This is a genomic window from Paenibacillus albidus (genome assembly GCF_014644435.1).
Lineage (GTDB): Bacteria > Bacillota > Bacilli > Paenibacillales > Paenibacillaceae > Paenibacillus_AQ > Paenibacillus_AQ albidus.
The window spans coordinates 126,607-145,152 of the sequence record NZ_BMKR01000001.1 but is presented as its reverse complement, the minus strand read 5'-3'; the positions used below and the strand labels follow the sequence as shown (position 1 = coordinate 145,152).

Below are 18,546 nucleotides of genomic sequence, written 5' to 3'. Positions count from 1 at the left end.
CGCAGCAATCCTTTCAGCCGAAATGGCAGGGATTGCTGCGTTTTTTACAATTTAATAAGCTCAATCCAGGCTTCGGCCATTTATCCAAACACCCAGCAGCCCGAGATTTGCATCCAGTCTGAGGATATCACCGCGTTTACCGGCTTCAAGGGTGCCGATGCTCCGCTCCATGCCGAGAGAAAGAGCCGGGGTGAAGCTGGCAGCGCGTGAGGCATCTTCTAATGTAAGGCCTACCTCCTGCACCAGGTAACGAAAGCCGCGAATCATAGTAAGCGTGCTGCCTGCCAGTGCTTCGGGGTTCTCCTTGAGTGTCGCAATTCCTTCCCGGACAATCACCGGCAGATCGCCGATGAAGTATTCGCCGTCGCTGAGCCCGGTTGCTGACATTGCATCTGTAATCAGCAGCAGATTATGGTGCTGCTTGAGCCGGGCCAGAAGGGAAATGGCTGCGGGATGGACATGAATGCCATCGGCAATAATCTCCGCGCGGATACGCGGATCGGACAGCACGCCCCCAGCCGCGCCCGGCTTGCGGTGATGAAGGGGGGTCATGGCATTGAACATATGCACGGCTTGATTCAGACCGGCGTCCGCAGCTGCAATGACTTCTTCATATGAGGCATTTGTATGTCCGAGTGCGGCAGTGATGCGGTGTCTGCGCAGCCACTGGATGGCGGCAAGGGCTCCTTCACACTCCGGTGCCAGGGTGACCTGGCGGATCAGGCCGGGATAAACACTTTCCCATTCCTCCAGCCATCCGATATTGGCCGGAACAATATGCTCGGGATTCTGGGCTCCCGACCATTTCGGACTGATGAACGGACCCTCCAGATGTACCCCGGCAAGCTGAGCGTAAGGCATGGGGGATGAGCGGAAGTTATGGATTTCATGCAGCGCCTGATCGATGCCGGCTTTATTCGCCGTCATAGTCGTCGCGAGCATCGTAGTCGTGCCTTGAGTGCTGTGAAATCTGGTGATTTCAGTGAGAGCTTCCTTATCGGCATACATGAAATCATGACCCGCTCCGCCGTGAACATGGACATCGACGAACCCGGGAAGGAGCAGAGTTTCAGTGTCCTGGTCGCTGGCCGGCCAGTGAGCATAGACTTCCGGCAGCCAGTCTGACTCACCGGCATAATGAATTTGTTCTTCCGATACAGCGATGACACCTTTGGCGATCAAGCCGTCTGGAGTAAGCACTTGACCGAATAACAGCTTCCCGGTTTCCTGGATTATTTGAGCCATTGGCCTGCTCCTTCATCCAGCAGTACAACCACGTTCGGATGGCTTTGCAGCAGCGAAGCCGGACATTGTGTGGTTATCGGCCCTTCCACGGCATTGCGGACCGCTTCGGCTTTCTCTTGCCCGCGCACGAGCAGCACGATTTGTTTCGCCTTAAGAATGCCGCCAATGCCCATGGTCACGGCTTGCCGGGGAACATCATCCAGCTTCTCGAAGAATCTGGCATTGGCTTCCCGTGTCTCATCCAGCAAATCCACGACATGGGTGCCGCTGCTAAGGCTGGCATCCGGCTCATTGAAGCCGATATGGCCATTGCTGCCAATGCCGAGAATCTGCAGATCCACCGGTCCGTTATTCTCCAGCATCTGGTCGTAAGCCAGGCACTCTGCAGCAAGATCGGCAGCATTGCCGTTCGGCACATGCGTCCGGGCAGGATCGATGTCGACATGGTTGAACAAATGCCCGTTCATGAAGCTGCGGTAGCTCTGCGGATGATCCACCGGCAGGCCGACGTATTCATCGAGATTATAGGAAGAGGCTTTGGCGAAGCTGACCAGGCCCTTGTTATACATTTCCACCAGTCTAGCATAGACGCCAACCGGAGAACTGCCGGTGGCCAGACCGAGCACGGCCTTTGGGTTGCTTTGAAGCAGACTGGCAATCAGATTGGCACCGGTTTGTACGAAATCCTCATCACTGTGGAACTTTAGAATATTCATTGCATTGAACCTCCCCGTTTATGCCTGTATTGTTGAACATTAAGATAAGAATGCTCGAGCTTGGGAATAAAATCTCCAAACTTTGAGCTGACCATACCCGTGAACAAGATATCAATGATATGCAGCTGGGCGATCCGTGAAGCCATGTCGCCACGCCGCATGCCCTGCTCCAATGAGGAGGAGAAGAGCGGGAACTCGGCCAGTGTAGCAAGAGTGCTGCTGCCGTAAGAAGTCAGTGAGATCGTACTGGCTCCGCTTGCTCCGGCACAGGTCAAAGCATCGATTGTCTCCGGCGTTTCCCCCGAATACGAGATAGCGAACGCAACATCGCCTGCTGCGAGCGAGGACGCGGAAGTAATCTGCATATGGGAATCGGCAAAAGCCGTACAGTTCACGCCAATGCGGACCAGCTTCTGGTAGAAATCCTGAGCCACAATTGAAGAAGTCGCCATCCCGTAAAGATCCACCCGCCGGGCGCTACACAATAAACTGATAACAGCCTGCAGGCGTTCAATGTTAAGGAGGGATGTGGTATCCCGGATAGAGGCCAGATGATTCGCCTGCATGGCCTCAACAATCACTGACAGCGGGTTCCCGGCGACAATATCCTGATAGGAGGAATTGCCGTCCTGCGGGGCGGCATCGCTGTGCGCCAGTTCGGCAGCCAGCTTCACTTTGAAATCGGGGAACCCCTTGAAATGAAATACCTTGCAGAAACGCGTGATGGTCGCCGGGCTGATGCTGCATTGCTCAGCCAGCTCGGTGATGCCCATATGAACCACATCGCCGGGCGAGGCCAGAATCCGTTCGGCCAGTTTGCGCTCCAGTTGGGATAGCTTGGACTTCTCTTTCTCCAGCGCATGCAGGATGGGAGACATACATCCACCTCGACTTTGTTTTCTTATTGAAATTATTTTTATTAATATGCGATAAATAAAGAAAATTATTTTCATACTCAGAATAAAGCAAAATCCGCTTGGATGCAAGAGCCGGTTCACGGAAATTTCGCAGTCCCCAGGCTTGGGCCGGTTAAACGCAAAAAGAGCCGCCCAACATACCGGGCAGCCCATATTGTGATTTGACGATAAAAGCTCAATCCTGCAAATCAATCACAAGATCCTTTAGCCTAATTTCCTCTGTTCTGCCCTCTGACTTCCCAAGCGGCGGGCCGGCTTTGACTTCGCTCCCGTTCAGCTCCACCGAGCCATGGTTCTCTGCCGAATAACTTCTCAAGATCACACGCGGAGTGACAATGAGGCGGGCAGCCTTGGCATCAAGCCTGCTGAAGGTTGTGCTCCACTTCATCGTCAAGTCGTCTTGGCCCGTACCCCCGTTGGTCTTCCCCGTATAATGGTTGCCTAGATCGTCGGTGATGTCCAGCACCACTTCGGCGTCATCCCATTTGCTGCGTGGCTCCTGCCCGACCTGCTGGCTGTAATGTACCGTGAATGACATCGGGTGCACAGTGATTTTGTCCAGGTTCACCCGCACGCCTGCCTGCTCGGTGCTTTGGCCGATGAGTTGGGTCCTGCCTTCTGTAGCCTTGAGGCTGAGTTCGAAGGACCAGCTCCCCTTAATTTCCTTCGAAGTCTCATGGACGATGATTCGATTCAGCTCCCAGTCCACGTTCACAGCAGCTCCTTTATCGCCGGCAAGCCCCGTAGCATGATACAAACCGACATAATGATGGTCATCGATTTTGGTGATACGCGAGCTGCCGGACATGGCTGTAGCTCCAACAAGGACCGGGCTGCCCTGAATTGTAGGGTTCTCTCCCAAATCCTGCTCGCTCTCGATGGCAAAAGCCACGGATACGGTTTGGCCGTCATAGATGGCATCCTGCATCGTTACGGATATTCCCTTGCTGGTCTGGGACAAATTCAGCGCTGTGGAGTATTCCTTGTAATGGTCGTACACCCCCGGTCCCGTGCTGCCATCGTTCCACATCTTAAAGATATCGCGTATCACCGGCAGGCTGCTTGCATAGGTAGGAAAAGTCAGTCCAAGCGCCGTCAGGGAAAGGGCGCCAACCATGGCAGCGGCCAAGGCTCTTTTTTTCCAGGAGGAACGTGGTTTCGCAGAATGGATGGCTTGCTTGAGCGATTGTTTGAGCCTGGCTTTCTCCAACGCTGTAACGTCCATTTCCAGGAGCTCGTCTTCTTTAAGGTTGACCTCATTGCACAGTTCATATAGATCTCTCACAGGCTTCTCTCTCCCATCTGTAGGTTTACGGCCTGCTGCTGAAGTTTCTTTTTGCCCCGGTAGATCCGGTTGTCTACAGCCGCTCGGGTCAATCCAAGCTTGGCGGAGATACTCTCCGTTGAAGCTCCAAGGAAATATTTCATCATAAAAATCTCCCGCTCCACCGGCTCCAGCCGATCGATCAGCTCCAGCAGTTCCGTGCGTTCCTCTTGTAAAAGCAGCTCGTCTTCAGCCGACATAACCACCTGCACATCCGCAGCATCCGTAACGTCTGCAAGGTCTCTGCGGGCTTTGCGGTAATAATCAATGGCCTTGAATTTGGCAATCGCCGCTGCCCATTTGCGGAAATCCTCCGGTTTTCCTTTGAATTTATGCGCATGGTTCCAGATGGAGAGGAATACATCATTTACACATTCGTCAATGATTCCGCTATTGTTCAGCGGGCCGAGCACGTTGTGGGTGATTCCCTTGATCAGAGGCAGATAGCGTTCAACGATGAACTCCAGGGCATCCTCATGCTGCCGTTGCAGCCGCCGGACGAAGTTAGTGTCATTAGACTTCATGAATGAAATCTCCTTATCAGTTTTGTAAAAGCGCCTTTACACTCTATACAACGTCTGCGAAGAGCATTTCTCTCGCTATTGTTGGCATAGAACCGCTGGCGCGGGGAAACGCTAAGCCCAAAGTTCATCATCGAAAAGGTGGTTGCCATGAAAAAAATGTGGATCGTGCCGTTGCTGACGATGGTTCTGGGCTTATGTCTGGGCGCAAGTATGCCAGTCAGTCCAGCGGCTCCGGAATATGCCAAGTGGGGAACTGTAGCCGTGAAAGTGACACAGCAGAAATACAATGCCGACATTCTCGACTATAAGCATGTGGGACGTACGGACATCCAGCCCAAGCTCTCCGAGGAGAAATTTAAACTGTGGGTCCGGAGCAAAACAGGCAAGGAATTTGGCGTTCTTGTGTCCATTCGCTTCAATCCCGCGACCGATCAGATCGAGACGATAAATTTCTCCGAAACGGACCGCTAAACCTTCTGCTCCTCGAAACTCCCAAATTACATCACCTGGATTATAAAGGATTCTGTTAAGCATCTCATAAAGTCGGGGAACAGGTAAACTGCCGTTCCTTATCTGCGATGAAGAGAGTCCTAATGTATTTAGTGCAGTATAATCATCATCTGGTGGCTAAAAAGTCCATTCTGATGTATTTCCTGCAGCGGACAGTTACAAAATAGCCGTTTTTCTGGCAACTCTACAGTTTCTAATGCACAAAATGCAGTCAAAACGTAAATGAGCCCAATGTACCAGCATTATGATGTATAAAGTGCAGTGAAAAAAGACTCCATTCCGGATTGGTACTCAGTGAGCCGCCGCCGGAATGAAGTCTGGAAAATCAGTATTCAGAAGCTTAATTAAGGATACTCGGCGTTTTGGGTGTCCGGCGCAGCAGCCCCCACAGAATGAAGATCAGCACCAGAAGCTGGGGCAGCAAGGTTTCCCAGGTCGGAAACAATCCCAGCCAGCTGACCGAAGGCAAGCCTTCCGACACATGTGCCGAAAGCTTGCCGGCCACCTGCAGCGAATGAAGGCTTTCGCCCAGAAAGCGGAATACCAGGTAATAAATCAACACGGTCGCCGTACGGAAAAAAGCGGCGATTGGCAGCTTTGCGCTGAACGCAATAATGGCGTAGCCCACGATGATAAGGATCACAAGCGCACTGCCGATGCCCAGCAGCAGCTGGGAGGTCTGGATGGAAGGGGCCATGCCAACATAAAAGATGGTCGTTTCGGCCCCCTCCCGCAGGATGGCCAGGAGAGCTACGAAATAGACGGACCACAGATTTCCTTTAGCGAGTGCTCCATCAACCTGTCTGCCGACATACCGGTTCCAGGAGGCTGTATTGGACTTGCTGTGCAGCCAGCGCCCAATCGTCAACATCATCACAACGGCTACAAGACCCGTTATGCCTTCGATCAGCTCACGGGCTCCCCCGGCTGCGGCCAGCGAGAGGGTATAAGTCAGCAGGGCGGCCATGACGAAGCTTAAGATAAGACCTGTTGCGGCCCCTGACCAGACCCATCTGCCAGCCGCAACGCTGTTATTGCGCTTCAGATAAGCGAGCAGGGCAGCCAGAACCAGAATAGCCTCCAGGCCTTCGCGAAGAAGGATTAATGCGGCATCCCAGGCTGTATAGCTGGACTCACCGGCCAGCGGTGTCAATTGGGCCAGCATGTCGGCCAACGTAGCTTGGGCCTGATCGAGTTTTGGAGGATTGGAGAGCAGATAGCCGGCTACGGCAGCGCTCTCGTTCTCGATTCTGTTATAGACCTTCGGCGAAGCGATCTGAACCTGCCCTTCGGCCGCCGGCCAGGCGACAATGAACTGCTCCATGATCCCGGCTGCTCCTGCATTGTCTCCCGCCTTGACGGCAGCCGCTGCCTTGTTCAGGTAGCTGATCAGCCCGGCAATACTCGCGGGTTCTGTGGAGATGTTGCCGGCCGCGATGTTTTTGCCGGCGCTGTAATCTGCCAGCAGCTGCTGCAGTGCCGCAGATTCAGCCTGTGCCGGCGCTTCGCGGAGCGGCTCGGCCTGCAGCGCGATGCGCAGCAGGCTCATCTTCGTCTCCAGCAAGCCGTAGACGGCAGGATTGTCCTGGCGGATGGCGCTCTCGGCGGGCTTCCATCCGCTGACCATGGCGGCGTACGCTTCCGCGGCCGCCGTCCAGTCGGCGCGCTGCGCCGCCTCCGCCGCACGCTCCGCGGCGGGGAGCAACTGAGCCGCCGCAGCCTGCCCGGCGGCGCTGAGGTCACCGCCTTCGCCGGCGGCGGCGGTGATGTACGCGTCCACGGCCCGGGCGAGCGTGGACAATGCGGTTGAGGCGGGCTTGCCGCCGCCCGCCTCAAGGGCCGCCGCCGCGTCGGCAAGCGCGGCGTCCACGGCGGCAGCCGGACCGGCGAGTGCCGGGTCCGGCGTGCCTTCGTTCGCCGTGCGCCATAGCGCAGCGAACGTGTCCACATCGGCGGCGGCCGCCTCCCAGCGGCCCTGGCCGGCTTCGACGAGCGCGCTGCCGACAGGCGGCAGCAGCTCGTCAAACGCGGCGGAGCCTGCCGCCGCAGCGGCTGCTGCCGGCCGGAAGATCAGCAGCAACCCCAGCAGTATAACCAGCGCGGCTGCCTGCAGCGCCCGCCGGCAGGGAGAGTTGATAAATGACATCGGGAACAACCTCCTTCATGAAATCACACGTCAATAGTAGAAGACATGCTCCCGGAATCGAGTCCGGGAGCATGTCTTTTAGCCCAGCAAAGATTGTCCGATATACCCGCCTTCGCGGATACCGGGGAAGCAGGCGAACACTGCGCTGCCGGTATGGACCATATATTCGTTCAGACGGTCACTGGCCGCAAGACGCTGCTGGGTGGCAATGAATTGCTTCAACAGATCCCGCTGGAAGCTGATGAACAGCAGGCCGGCATCCAGCTGGCCTGTGACTGGATCCAGTCCGCTCGAATAGGAGTAGGAGCGGCGCAGCATTTTGACCGTGCCGTCACCATGGGCCAGCGCCGAATGTGAATCGGGTGGGACCAGCGGTTTGCCGGACTTATCCTGTACCTTCAGATCCAGCTCGGCGAATTCGTCCGTTGCCCCGATAGGGGCGCCGGTCTTACGGTGGCGGCCGAAGGTCGCCTCCTGATCGCTCAGCGAGGAACGGTCCCAGACCTCGATACGCAGGCGTACGCGGCGAACGGCCATATAGGTGCCGCCAGCCATCCAGGCAGGACCGTCGCTGCTGCTGTTCCAGACGACCCGGTCCATCTCGGCGTTGTCCGACACCTCAGGATTGCCCGTTCCGTCCTTGAAGCCCAGGAGGTTGCGGGGTGTAGAACCTTTGGGATCGGCTGCCCCTGTGCGTTGAAAACCTTCCTGAGTCCAGCGCAGCACGGCAATGCCGCGGGCGATCCGGGCGAGATTGCGGATGGCGTGGAACGCCACCTGCAGGTCATCGGCGCAGGCTTGGACACAGAGGTCTCCCCTGCACCACTTGGGGTCAAGACTGTCGCCTGCAAAAGGCGGGAGATCTGCAAGCTGGGCCGGGCGCAACGCCGCCAGTCCGTACCTTGCATCAAACAACGAAGGCCCGGCCCCGAACGTGAGTGTACAGCGGGAAGGTTGAAGCCCGTCCGCTTCTCCGGTATCGGAAGGCGGCAGATTTAGGTTGTCGTTTGCATCGCCGATCAGCTTTCCGGAGGTCAGGGAGGCCGCTGCTGTTGTCCACGATTCCAGCAGCTTCCGCACTTCCGGGAGCTTGACGGTAGTCAGATCAAAGGCAGCGAAGACGAGGAAATTCTGAGCCGGTGTGAGGATGCCGGCCTGATGGCTGCCATGGAAAGGGATGATGTCCCCGCCAGTGTTGTCCAAAGCCACGGCAGAGCTGGGGGTATTTTCGCGTGTTCCCATGATGCCGCCAATCGCGCTGCCGCCCAGCAGCAGTCCGAGGCCGGAGGCGCCGGTAAGCCGCAGCATATCCCGGCGGTTCAGCTTTTTGCCGAGCAGGGAGCCGTTCTGGATGTGTTCATCCATAGGCTTGTTTTGCTTGCTCATTCCACTCACACTCCCAGGATCGTCCCCATATTGGACAAAGGTTCCGCCAAAGCATCCAGATTCTGGCTCAGCTTGCGGACTTCTTCTTCTTTCAGCGCCTCGTAGGATACATACCCTTCCCCGGATTTGAACGGGGCCAGCTCGGCATGCAGGGCGGCGAAACGTTCGCCGATGGTCTTCTCCAGCTCGGCATCCTTTTTAGCCAGTTCAGGCTTTAGCAGTTCATAGATTTTTTGCGCACCCTCTACATTGGCAACAAAATCATACAGGTCGGTATGGGAATACCGTTCTTCTTCACCGGTAACTTTGGAGGAGGAGACCTCATTGAGCAGCTCAACCGCTCCGGTAACAAGCAGGCTGGCATCAATCTCCACAGTCTCTACTTTGGCGCGCAGCAGCTGGGCGTCTTTCAGCAATTGATCGGCAGTCTCTGCCATACCTTTCGTAGTCTGATCCTGCCAGAGCGCTTTCTCAATCTTGTGGAATCCGCGCCAGTCCGCAGCAGCTACGTCATTCTCACGGGCATCGATGTTCGGGTCCAGATCGCCCAAGGCTTCCGCAATCGGCTCAATTCGTTCATAATACATGCGGGCCGGAGCATACAGCCCTTGGGCCTCCTCCAGTTTGCCTGCTTTGACCGCTTCTGTGAAATGCTCGGTCTCCTTTACAAACGCATCACATTGCTCAATTACATAAGCCCTGTATTGCTCGGTAGCCGCAGTAAAATCTGCCGCAGCCGTATCGGCAGCGGGCGTTTCCGTAACGGTCCCGCCGTTTGCAGCTGCCGCTCCACTCTCCGTGGCTGCAGCGTTGCCGCCCTTGTCATTTGCGGCACATCCGGTAAACACAATCGCAGCAGCGAGCAACCCTGCGGGTACAGCATAACTAAACTTCAAGCGACACACCCCTTTTGTCCTTTATCATTGATAATCGTTATCAATAAATGCTGGGTTTATCATACGGCTGTGCCTGATACCTGTCAACAAAAAAATGTGATATAGCTCACTGCCAAGCGGGAACTTAAAAAACCCCCAGCATTGCTGGAGGTTTTATACCGTGGTTCGTTCTATGAGACGATAATCAAGCTTGCGGTAAACCGGTGAAGGAGCGTCTTCATTAATCTGATCATGGATAATACGAAAAGCGGCTGCCCCCATTTCAAACAGCTGATTGTCTATTGTAGTCAGTCCCAGCAGTCTGCCGATGGGCTGGTTGTCGAACCCGATAATGGCCAAATCCTCAGGAATGCGGATCTTATAGCTCCGTGCTGCAATCATCAGACCGGCTGCGACATGGTCGCCGGCAATAATCAGCGCATCCGGCCGCTCTTCCATTTGCCACAGCCGGTCCAGCGCGGCCGCACCATCTTCTTCCGTCGCACAGTCGAACATAATCCATTCCGGGTGCAGAGGAATTCCGGACTCCCTATGGAAATCGCCGAAGGCCTTCTGCCTGAGGCCGCTGCTGCTGCCATGCTGCCGTCCTTCGAAGTAACCGATTTTGCGGTAACCTTTATTCCTCAAATATTGCAGTCCATGCCAAAAAGCGGCGTAATGCTCCAAATACACGGACGAGAAGCGGCGCTCCCCGCTGTCCTGGCAGGTCACCACCGGTCCATATGCCGTGTAGGCTTCAATGGTTTCCGGCTTCAAGGCAGTAGACACGATAACTACCCCGTCAATCTCCTTATTGCGCAGCATGTCCAATACCTGAAGTTCCTCTTCCGGGCGGTAGCTGGTCTGGCAGAGGATGAGCCGGTATTTGGCGGGCAAGGCTTCACGGGCGAGGCCCTCCAAAATGGCGGAGAAATAATAATAATTAATGTTCGGAATTACTACCCCAATCGCTCCGGTCCGGCCGGTGATCAGATGTACGGCATTCATATTGCGGGTGTAGTTCAACTGTTCTATGGTTGCAAGCACGGCGGCTCTTTTCTGCGGGCTGACATAGGGGTGATTATTCAGCACACGGGATACCGTAGTGACGGAAACCCCGGCAATCCGGGCAATCTCTTTAATGTTGGCCATGGAACCGGCAGCCTCCCTGGGATGTGTGAATGTGATGTTTTTATTTTATCACAATGCCGCTGCACCTTCGCAAAAAAAGACTTGCTATGAAATCCATTCCATATTTTACACTGGGGGTGCAACATCTTTACCGGACTAAACCGGCGTGACCGAAAGGGCGTGACGGACCGGTATACACGAAACGGGTGCCTCCCGGCAGGAGGGTGCGGCCGTTTCTTTTTCATTTGGCTTGGGGCGCCTATTTTAGACCTCACACGGCACCTTTAACTTATCCCTTACATAGTATGTTTTGACTGTATCCCTTTACCTTGTTATACCAAACAAACCCAGGGCAAGGAGGGGTGACACCATTGAAGGGTAACGAACATCATAGTAAATTTCTGTTGACGCACCGTGAGCGCGAAGTATTCGAGCTTCTCGTGCAAGACAAAACAACGCGGGATATTGCCGGCTTATTGTTCATCAGCGAAAAGACCGTCCGTAACCACATCTCCAACGTCATGCAAAAATTAAACGTAAAAGGCCGTTCGCAAGCGGTTGTCGAGCTGATCAAGCTTGGGGAGCTGAAAATATAGCTGCCGTGCATACGGAAATGACGCGTTTAAGCCTTCTTTTATCCTATGGGATAAGGGAAGGTTTTTTGTTGTATATACTTAGGTTTCCCGGTTAAGCAGGCATCGCCCATTGAAAAAGGCTCAGCCCGCAGGAGTTCCAAGTGGAATGCTTCTGCGGGCTGTTTGCGAGTTATGTGATTAATTGGAATAGTAAATCTGCATCGTTGCAAAGTCGGCTTTGACGTTCTGTAAGACAACAGATTGGTTATTATAGGTTAAGGTCAGTGAGATGATGGGCAAGCCATGCTGGAGCCTTATCTTCCTGTGCGCTGCCGTACTCCTGAGAAGAATTCTTCTACTACCTCAACATCACTTCGGCTGGTATGAAATACGTACAGTTCACGTGTTGGATGTAATTTGTGAAAATGCTTATACCCGTTCCAGGCTATTTGCGGATTGTCGTACTCCTGAATAACCGCGAGGTCTTCCAATTGGCGCAGACGGTTATTGGAGCTTGCTTTAATGGCTTCCACCAAGACAAAACGACCCGGATGCAGTTCGGCAATTTCATCCCATTTCATTCGGCTTCACCTCGCTTGATTCGTATTAAGACTAGTATAACATACTTACAGGAGGCCGTTGAATGTGGGCGCGGAGATAGTAATGATAGGGTGCCATATCTATTTAAAGTGTGTTTAAAGTCCCTATAGCGCTAGTATGTGACAACAGCAAAATAAAAGACCGCACAACCTGGAACAACGTCCGGTTCTGGCGGTCTTATGTAAGATCAGGGGATCTGTCTTTTACACGGGGGGATTAATGATATTTAATAGTCTTGATACGTGCTTCTTCCACATAGGTAAGCGGATTCCGGGCTTGCGGAGTGTGCAGATGGCGCTCCACGGTGTATTCGATTCTCCGGTAGTCCTCATCTCCTGAAGCTGTCCACGGCTGCCCTATTCCGGTCACCCAATTCTTAAGCTCCTTCAATCCTGCCAGCATTTCTTCCAGCCTCCTTGGCGGTGAATCCATGGTTTGAACTAATTTGTTTACGCTTTCATTGTAGCATGGATATTGTTTCTTTAAAAGGTGTGTCCACGTGAAAAAGACAGTTTTAATTGTGAACATTGCGTGTTAAAAAGGGTTGTGTTTTCCTGGGAAGAAAGTGTCTCCTGGAAAAGGACATTTTCTGCTTAGTCCAGTTTGCAATACCGGGCCTGGCCCGTTTGCCGTCAGGACTGCCTGACATGTGCACGCAACTGCTGTATTTACTGCATCAGAATGGCTTTGGAAAGGCTCAAAACGGCTTTTTGATGTATTTAGTGCAACGTATAGACATGCCCCTGGCACGTGCTCACCACAGCTTTATTCCAGTTGATAATTGTTATCAATGATGCTATATTGTTAACTAGTAAACAATATTTGCGGGGTCTTATCCTAATCCCAATGGATATAGCCCTGTACCGATTTACTATTAAACAAGGAGCGACTCAGCTATGGAATCAGCGGACAGGCTTAAACAACTATTGCATGACCAGTACATCCGGTTTCTGCATGTGCATGAAGCTTATATGGACATTGAAATTGAACAATTACTCGATATTGCCGAAAGGAGAGCGATCACCAGACTTCCCCGGAACATTACCGCTATTCACGTGATTGATTGTATTGGCCGGAATGAGCCCATTAATAGTACTGCCATTGCCGAGGTGATGGATTTGTCCAAAGCCAGTATTACGAAGATTGGCAGCAAGCTGCTGGAAGAAGGATTCGTTGAGCGTACACAATTGAATGACAACAAGAAGGAAAGTTACTTCCGGCTGACTCCTCAGGGCAAGCAATTATTTGATCTGCACACACAACTGCATCAGGTAGAGGCTGAGCGGTTCTGCGGATTTCTGGACAAATACACGGACGGCGAACTGGGGGTCATACGCAATTTTTTGCAGGATTACAGTATGGAACTGGAAAGAAAATTAACCGAAGGAGTGTGAACCCTTTGAGTCTGGCGGAGTTAATCAGGGAACGTAGAAGTATCCGCAAGTTCAATTCCACACCTGTAGCCGAGGAACTGGTGGTGGAATTGCTGCAGACTGCAGTCCAATTGTTGCCCTCATCAGCCGGTGTGCCTTGGCGTTGTGTGTATGCCGGAACCCCTGAGTCGCGCAAAAGGCTGGCCGATTATATGCTGCAAACTGTGTCTCACAGCAGACTGGGCAAGCTGATTCCGGACAAGATGCTGGAGGTGTTCAAAAAGAGGTTCATGGACATTCCCGCCCATGTCGTTGTGCTTGCCGGCACAGGCCCGGACCCCCTGGCCTCGGAACGGAATTATGCGGCGGTCTGCAGCATTCTGCAGAACTTCCAGCTGCTCGGCTGGGAACGGGGACTTGGCATGTTGTGGGATACGGAAGCGATGATCCAGAATGAAGGATTGTTCCAAGGCATTGGCATGCGGGCGGATGAAAGGTTCGTTGGAATTCTTCATGTGGGTTATTACAACAAAGCGCCCAGAGGACGCAAAAGAACGCCTGCCGAGAAAAAATGGACGGTATTTCAGGGATAAGTCATGTCATTCTGAATGAAAGGAGAGGACAGGATGTTGTTAGCCAATTTAGCCATGGAAGCAACCGGCCCGGTGTGTTTCCGCAATCAGCCGGTACCGCAGGAGCTTGTGCTGGAGCTGCTCAATCACGCTGTATGGGCACCGAATGACGGGCTCAGAGAACCCTGGCGTTTTATTTTTGTAGATCACCGGAACGCGGACCGTATGGTGGGATTACAGGAACCGGCTCCGGCCTATCTCATTGTGGTGATGAAGGAAGAAGCGGACCGCTACAAGCGGGAAGAGGATTTCGCCGCTGTGAGCTGTCTGATGCAGAATTTGGAGCTGCTGGCCCCTGAAAAGGGCCTGGGGATCAGGCGCACCCTGAACGAATGGAGATATGACCGGCAACGTGCGGGAACCTTTGGAGTGTTGGGCAATGAATGGATAGCAGGAGTATTGGAGCTGGGGTATGCGGAACAGGTACCGGGAAGGCCAGCGGCGGACAGCAGACCGGAGCTAAGGTTCGAGCTGCTATAAAAGGTGGTTCATTTCTTAATAGTCTCTTTTTGCCCGATGGGGCAGAGGAGGCTTTTTTGTGATGTCCCTTAATATTCAAGAAATTCCTGGGCATACTACCTGAATCTTAACAGGGAAAGCGGGGGGAACTCTTTTTATGGAACCGGCTCCTGCTCAGGAAATGGCAACCTTGCCGTATGTTTTGCAGGAATTTGACCAATGTGTTGACTTGCTGCATCGGGAATCGAGGCCGATCTTGTCTATTTTGATTCTATCATTGACAGCAAACTGCTGGCCAGTGAGATCCTGGTGCCATTCACAGATGTCAGGCCGCATGAGGTGAAAGAACTGCTGCGGCAAGCTCCGGTGGTGCTGGTCACTGATGCCAAAAAGGTCATTGAAGGTATTGTCAATGGCGGTGTGGCCATTTTTCACGACGGAAGCACCTATCTGCTTGATCTCTATAGCCCGGAATCGCGCAGTGTGCAGCAGTCTGAGACGGAAACGGTGATCACAGGGCCCCACGATTCTTTTGTAGAGTCCCTCACCACCAACCTGTCTTTAATCCGGCGGAGAATCAAAAGCTCTCATTTGAAGATCATCCCCTGCTCTGTCGGCGAGATTTCCAAGAGCAAGGTCTATATTCTCTATATTCAGAACATCGCCAACCCGGAGCACGTGGAAGAGATGCGGAAGCGGGTCCAGCGGATTGAAACCGATGGGATCCTGGACGGGAGCATCCTTACCCAGTACCTGGAGGATAGTCCGAATTCCGTGTTCCCGCAATTTATGATCACCGAAAGACCCGATGTTGCTGCTTCCAAACTGATGAGCGGCAGGGTTCTGACCATTATGGAGAACAGTCCGATTGTCGTCAGCGCCCCGGCAGCCTTTTTTGAGTTTTTTGCTTCCCCGGATGATTATTACCAGCGTTGGGCCCTGGGGACGGCACTCCGCATGTTAAGGTTCATGGCGTTGCTCATTACGGTTACGTTTACAGCCATGTATGTATCCGTAACTACTTTTCATTATGAGATGGTTCCGGAAGCACTTCTCCGGACGTTGGCCGAATCCAGAAGTCGGGTACCTTTTCCTCCGGTCTATGAGGCTCTGCTGCTGGAGACCATGATTGAGCTGCTGCGGGAAGCGGGGGCGCGTCTTCCTACCAAAATCGGGCAAACGATCGGGATCGTTGGCGGTATTGTCATTGGGCAAGCTGCGGTACAGGCCGGACTGACCAGTAATATCCTGATTATCGCGGTGGCCACTTCCGCGATTGCCTCCTTTGTAATTCCCAGCTATATGATGAGCGCGTCGATCCGCCTCATTCGATTCGGTCTGATTATTCTTGCCGGAACATGGGGCAATATGGGATTGGTCATGGGGATAGCCCTGATCATTATCCATTTGTCGGGCCTGACGAGCTTGAAGGCATCCTATATGATCCCGCTTGCCCCCATGAAGCCGAGTGATTGGAAGGACGTTTTTATACGCGCTCCCTTTTCCATGCTGACCAAACGTCCTACCCAGGTCAAGACGCCCAATTCAACGAGGCAAACCGACAAAAAGCAGGAGTGAAGCCTAGTGAAGGAAAAACTGCAGCCTTTCCATATTGCCATTCTGGTGTACACGACCCAGGCCGGAATCGTTGTGTTCACCTTGCCGAGACAGCTGGCCGATTATTTCGGAACCAACGGATGGCTCTTTTTGCTGGTATGTTATCTGCTGTCTGCAGGCAACATCGGCCTGATTGCACTTGTCTACAAGCTGGGTGGGGGGCGCCCGATCTTCGAGATACTGGAACAAAGTCTCCCCAAGCTGATACTTTATCCTGTGTATGTCTCACTGGCCTCCGTCTGGTTGATGTTCGGATGTATGATCGGCAAGAAATACATTCTTTTGTTTCAGATGATTTCCTTTCCGACTACGAACCCGATGTTCTTTAAGCTGGCTGTGGATGTGCTCATTTATTTGCTGCTTGCTAAAGGCATTTACACCATCTCCAAAGCGGCCACGCTGTTCTTCTGGATGACCATATGGATGTCTTTACTGCTGCTGTGGTTTTTCCCTTCCTTTCGCTGGGAGCGTCTGACTCCATTCCTGCTGCAAGGCGGCCATGATCAGATTAAGGGGGGAATCGAACTTTATTCGGCTTATCTGGGATACGAGCTGTCTATCTTGTTTTTTCCTTACATAGATAAGCGGAAAAAAGCGATGCTCGCCATACAGTTGGGCAACACTTTATTAACGCTGAATTATCTCAGTCTGTCGCTGATCTGCTTTGGATTCTTCAGCTGGGGCCAGTTAAAAAAACTGATTTATCCCCTGCTTGATTTACTCGCTTACATACAGCTCCCCTTTATTGAACGGCTGGAGAATTTACTGTATGGGTTCTTTCTGTTTCTTATCCTGATTACAGTTGTTATGTACTGGTGGGCGGCTGAGGTTACGGTGATGAGAATCTTTCCGAGAATTAAAAAGAAAGGGCTGACCATTACCCTGATTACCGTGTCCTACTGCATTTCCTTTATCCCCAAAACGTTGGATGAGGTAGTAAGCTGGATTACCAATTTGGGCTACGTAACGATTGGGATAGCTTTCGGCTTACCTATAGTTCTGATTCTGGTGTTGCTTATTCAGAGACAAGGGAGGGAGTCCCGTGCGTAGAATGTTAGCCATAGTTGTCGTAATCTGTCTCTTGGCCGGCTGTGAGAGCGATGAGCGTATTCTGGAGCAGATGGCACTAGTTCAGACCTCGGCCTATGACCTGCTTGAGAATAACAAAATCAGGGTTCTATCGAGTATTCCGGTGATCGAACCCGACTCAGACGTTCAAAGACAACTGCTTACCGCAGAGAACGACAGCATCAAAGAGGCGAGGCTAATTTTCTCCCGGGAAACAGACCTCACCGTAGTCAGCGGGCAGATGCGCAACACATTATTCGGCATAAGTATAGCCAAGGCGGGGCTTGCCAGGTATATTGATACCTTGTTGCGTGACCCGTCCATTGCACTTGGTGTCAAAGTCACTGTTGTCAATGGCGGAGCCGGGGAGCTGCTGTCCAAAAACTACAAATCCCATCTGGACACAGGCCGTTATATCGACCATCTGCTGGAAAAGGAAGCCTCCGTAAACAGCATTCCTAAGGCGACACTGTACGAGTTCTCCAGAGACTACAATGACGACGGGGTCGATCCGGTTGCGCCTATGGTCAAAGATGCCGGTGAAAAAGCGACCATCGACGGGATTGCCTTATTTAATAAGGACCGTTATGTGATGAGGATTCCGGCTCGAAACGGTCTGATCTTTGCACTGATGAAGAACAATCTGAAGCAAGGGGAAATTGCCCTTAATATGGGTGAAGTCGAAGGCCGAAAACTGGTTGTGATGTTCAGCTCCCTCTTAAGCAAGCGCAAAGTGAAAGTGCATCACCTGGAAGGGGAGCGCTTCAGTGCAGATATCCATGTAAATGTACGGGGCTCTATACTGGAATACACAGGGCAGGAAGATCTTACGGATACGGATCAGCGCAAAAAGCTGGAGGAAGATATAGCGGCTCATGTCACTGCCAGAGCAGAGAAAATGATTCAGGACATGCAGCGCAACAAAGTGGACAGTCTGGGCATCGGGCAATATGTGCGCAACAGTTTAAGCTATAAAAGGTGGAAGGCTACGGAGTGGAAAGACGTCTATCCCCGGGTGAAGATTAACTGCCGGGTCAAGGTGAAGATTAAGGACTACGGGAAATATATTTAGACCTATACGGACCCTATGACGCTTATATTCTCCCAAGTACCACGTCCATCCTACTCAAAAAACAAGGGGTGTCCCAGGCAGCCATTTTGATGGCTTATGGAACACACCCTCTTTTTATTTTACAGAACTATTTCAATTTATAAATATACAAAATACAACAATAGGTGTAAAATGGCATTGACTTCATACTGCCTGGGCAAACCTGGGACGTTTAATATGCCCTTTTGTGAATAAATGCGCAAACTTTGTGGAATTTACAGCAATCCGCATGCGGCAGTGGATCATATCACTGGAATGGAGGTAGAGCTTAAGAACAACAAGAGTCTGCCAGGCAGCTCGAACAATTACATACAAGAATATGGAGGCACGAAGACTC

At 52.6% G+C, this 18,546-nt stretch carries 19 protein-coding genes; 8 read left to right on the top strand and 11 right to left on the bottom strand.

The genetic code is table 11. The features are described 5' to 3' along the window. Positions 1–60: 60 nt before the first annotated feature. From nagA to IEY53_RS00595, 5 genes are all read right to left on the bottom strand, one after another. Positions 61–1,245, bottom strand: a complete 1,185-nt coding sequence (gene nagA, locus IEY53_RS00615; RefSeq protein ID WP_189021685.1) for an N-acetylglucosamine-6-phosphate deacetylase — start codon at positions 1,243–1,245, stop codon at positions 61–63. Beyond that, complete coding sequence (gene nagB, locus IEY53_RS00610; protein ID WP_189021684.1) at positions 1,233–1,961, bottom strand: glucosamine-6-phosphate deaminase; 729 nt, start codon at positions 1,959–1,961, stop codon at positions 1,233–1,235. The genes nagA and nagB overlap by 13 nt, the downstream gene beginning before the upstream one ends. Beyond that, positions 1,958–2,839, bottom strand: coding sequence for a MurR/RpiR family transcriptional regulator (locus IEY53_RS00605; RefSeq protein WP_189021683.1), 882 nt, complete (start codon positions 2,837–2,839; stop codon positions 1,958–1,960). Before IEY53_RS00605 ends, nagB begins: the two co-directional genes overlap by 4 nt. A gap of 214 nt (positions 2,840–3,053) precedes the next feature. After that, a complete protein-coding gene (locus tag IEY53_RS00600) occupies positions 3,054–4,163 on the bottom strand; it encodes a DUF4179 domain-containing protein (RefSeq protein WP_189021682.1) in 1,110 nt (369 codons plus the stop codon). Next, entirely contained in the window at positions 4,160–4,726 is a 567-nt protein-coding gene (locus IEY53_RS00595) for a sigma-70 family RNA polymerase sigma factor (protein WP_189021681.1), read from the bottom strand. The genes IEY53_RS00600 and IEY53_RS00595 overlap by 4 nt, the downstream gene beginning before the upstream one ends. Positions 4,727–4,873: 147 nt before the next feature. On the opposite strand from IEY53_RS00595, the gene IEY53_RS00590 reads away from it, so the two are divergent. Beyond that, the gene (locus IEY53_RS00590) at positions 4,874–5,197 is read left to right on the top strand and encodes a DUF3889 domain-containing protein (protein WP_229695899.1); all 324 of its coding nucleotides are present in this window, start codon (positions 4,874–4,876) and stop codon (positions 5,195–5,197) included. A 379-nt stretch (positions 5,198–5,576) separates the two neighbouring features. Here IEY53_RS00590 and IEY53_RS00585 read toward each other — a convergent pair whose 3' ends face one another. From IEY53_RS00585 to IEY53_RS00570, 4 genes are all read right to left on the bottom strand, one after another. Next, positions 5,577–7,382 (bottom strand): FTR1 family iron permease, encoded by a 1,806-nt coding sequence (locus IEY53_RS00585; RefSeq protein WP_189021680.1) that lies wholly within the window; start codon positions 7,380–7,382, stop codon positions 5,577–5,579. Between the two features lie 78 nt (positions 7,383–7,460). Beyond that, positions 7,461–8,768, bottom strand: coding sequence for an iron uptake transporter deferrochelatase/peroxidase subunit (efeB, locus tag IEY53_RS00580; RefSeq protein ID WP_189021679.1), 1,308 nt, complete (start codon positions 8,766–8,768; stop codon positions 7,461–7,463). Between the two features lie 5 nt (positions 8,769–8,773). Continuing rightward, on the bottom strand, positions 8,774–9,664 hold the full coding sequence (efeO, locus tag IEY53_RS00575; RefSeq protein WP_189021678.1) for an iron uptake system protein EfeO: 891 nt from the start codon (positions 9,662–9,664) through the stop codon (positions 8,774–8,776). A 153-nt stretch (positions 9,665–9,817) separates the two neighbouring features. Beyond that, a complete protein-coding gene (locus IEY53_RS00570; RefSeq protein ID WP_189021677.1) occupies positions 9,818–10,795 on the bottom strand; it encodes a LacI family DNA-binding transcriptional regulator in 978 nt (325 codons plus the stop codon). Between the two features lie 350 nt (positions 10,796–11,145). On the opposite strand from IEY53_RS00570, the gene IEY53_RS00565 reads away from it, so the two are divergent. Beyond that, a complete protein-coding gene (locus IEY53_RS00565; protein ID WP_019908812.1) occupies positions 11,146–11,370 on the top strand; it encodes a helix-turn-helix domain-containing protein in 225 nt (74 codons plus the stop codon). A gap of 293 nt (positions 11,371–11,663) precedes the next feature. Here the strand turns inward: IEY53_RS00565 and IEY53_RS00560 are convergent, their stop codons facing one another. Beyond that, the gene (locus IEY53_RS00560; protein ID WP_189021676.1) at positions 11,664–11,930 is read right to left on the bottom strand and encodes a hypothetical protein; all 267 of its coding nucleotides are present in this window, start codon (positions 11,928–11,930) and stop codon (positions 11,664–11,666) included. 235 nt (positions 11,931–12,165) lie between these two features. Then, a complete protein-coding gene (locus tag IEY53_RS00555) occupies positions 12,166–12,351 on the bottom strand; it encodes a hypothetical protein (protein WP_189021675.1) in 186 nt (61 codons plus the stop codon). A 494-nt stretch (positions 12,352–12,845) separates the two neighbouring features. Between IEY53_RS00555 and IEY53_RS00550 the strand changes: the two genes are divergently transcribed. The 6 genes from IEY53_RS00550 (at position 12,846) to IEY53_RS00525 (ending at position 18,170) form a co-directional block, all read left to right on the top strand. Beyond that, entirely contained in the window at positions 12,846–13,343 is a 498-nt protein-coding gene (locus IEY53_RS00550) for a MarR family transcriptional regulator (RefSeq protein ID WP_189021674.1), read from the top strand. Further along, positions 13,340–13,915 (top strand): nitroreductase family protein, encoded by a 576-nt coding sequence (locus IEY53_RS00545; RefSeq protein ID WP_229695898.1) that lies wholly within the window; start codon positions 13,340–13,342, stop codon positions 13,913–13,915. Before IEY53_RS00550 ends, IEY53_RS00545 begins: the two co-directional genes overlap by 4 nt. 33 nt (positions 13,916–13,948) lie before the next feature. Further along, the gene (locus tag IEY53_RS00540) at positions 13,949–14,434 is read left to right on the top strand and encodes a nitroreductase family protein (protein ID WP_189021672.1); all 486 of its coding nucleotides are present in this window, start codon (positions 13,949–13,951) and stop codon (positions 14,432–14,434) included. Between the two features lie 222 nt (positions 14,435–14,656). Then, positions 14,657–15,991, top strand: coding sequence for a spore germination protein (locus IEY53_RS00535; protein WP_308424198.1), 1,335 nt, complete (start codon positions 14,657–14,659; stop codon positions 15,989–15,991). A gap of 6 nt (positions 15,992–15,997) precedes the next feature. Then, a complete protein-coding gene (locus tag IEY53_RS00530; protein ID WP_189021671.1) occupies positions 15,998–17,080 on the top strand; it encodes a GerAB/ArcD/ProY family transporter in 1,083 nt (360 codons plus the stop codon). Between the two features lies 1 nt (position 17,081). Next, on the top strand, positions 17,082–18,170 hold the full coding sequence (locus IEY53_RS00525) for a Ger(x)C family spore germination protein (protein WP_229695910.1): 1,089 nt from the start codon (positions 17,082–17,084) through the stop codon (positions 18,168–18,170). Positions 18,171–18,546 lie beyond the last annotated feature (376 nt).

What these genes read in the sequence shown, in the direction of transcription:
- IEY53_RS00585 (WP_189021680.1), bottom strand. Translation starts at nt 7,382, where the DNA reads ATGTCATTTATCAACTCTCCCTGCCGGCGGGCGCTGCAGGCAGCCGCG.
- nagB (WP_189021684.1), bottom strand. Translation starts at nt 1,961, where the DNA reads ATGAATATTCTAAAGTTCCACAGTGATGAGGATTTCGTACAAACCGGT.
- IEY53_RS00540 (WP_189021672.1), top strand. Translation starts at nt 13,949, where the DNA reads ATGTTGTTAGCCAATTTAGCCATGGAAGCAACCGGCCCGGTGTGTTTC.
- IEY53_RS00570 (WP_189021677.1), bottom strand. Translation starts at nt 10,795, where the DNA reads ATGGCCAACATTAAAGAGATTGCCCGGATTGCCGGGGTTTCCGTCACT.
- IEY53_RS00560 (WP_189021676.1), bottom strand. Translation starts at nt 11,930, where the DNA reads ATGAAATGGGATGAAATTGCCGAACTGCATCCGGGTCGTTTTGTCTTG.
- IEY53_RS00595 (WP_189021681.1), bottom strand. Translation starts at nt 4,726, where the DNA reads ATGAAGTCTAATGACACTAACTTCGTCCGGCGGCTGCAACGGCAGCAT.
- IEY53_RS00555 (WP_189021675.1), bottom strand. Translation starts at nt 12,351, where the DNA reads ATGCTGGCAGGATTGAAGGAGCTTAAGAATTGGGTGACCGGAATAGGG.
- IEY53_RS00525 (WP_229695910.1), top strand. Translation starts at nt 17,082, where the DNA reads ATGTTAGCCATAGTTGTCGTAATCTGTCTCTTGGCCGGCTGTGAGAGC.
- IEY53_RS00590 (WP_229695899.1), top strand. Translation starts at nt 4,874, where the DNA reads ATGAAAAAAATGTGGATCGTGCCGTTGCTGACGATGGTTCTGGGCTTA.
- IEY53_RS00605 (WP_189021683.1), bottom strand. Translation starts at nt 2,839, where the DNA reads ATGTCTCCCATCCTGCATGCGCTGGAGAAAGAGAAGTCCAAGCTATCC.
- efeB (WP_189021679.1), bottom strand. Translation starts at nt 8,768, where the DNA reads ATGAGCAAGCAAAACAAGCCTATGGATGAACACATCCAGAACGGCTCC.
- nagA (WP_189021685.1), bottom strand. Translation starts at nt 1,245, where the DNA reads ATGGCTCAAATAATCCAGGAAACCGGGAAGCTGTTATTCGGTCAAGTG.
- IEY53_RS00550 (WP_189021674.1), top strand. Translation starts at nt 12,846, where the DNA reads ATGGAATCAGCGGACAGGCTTAAACAACTATTGCATGACCAGTACATC.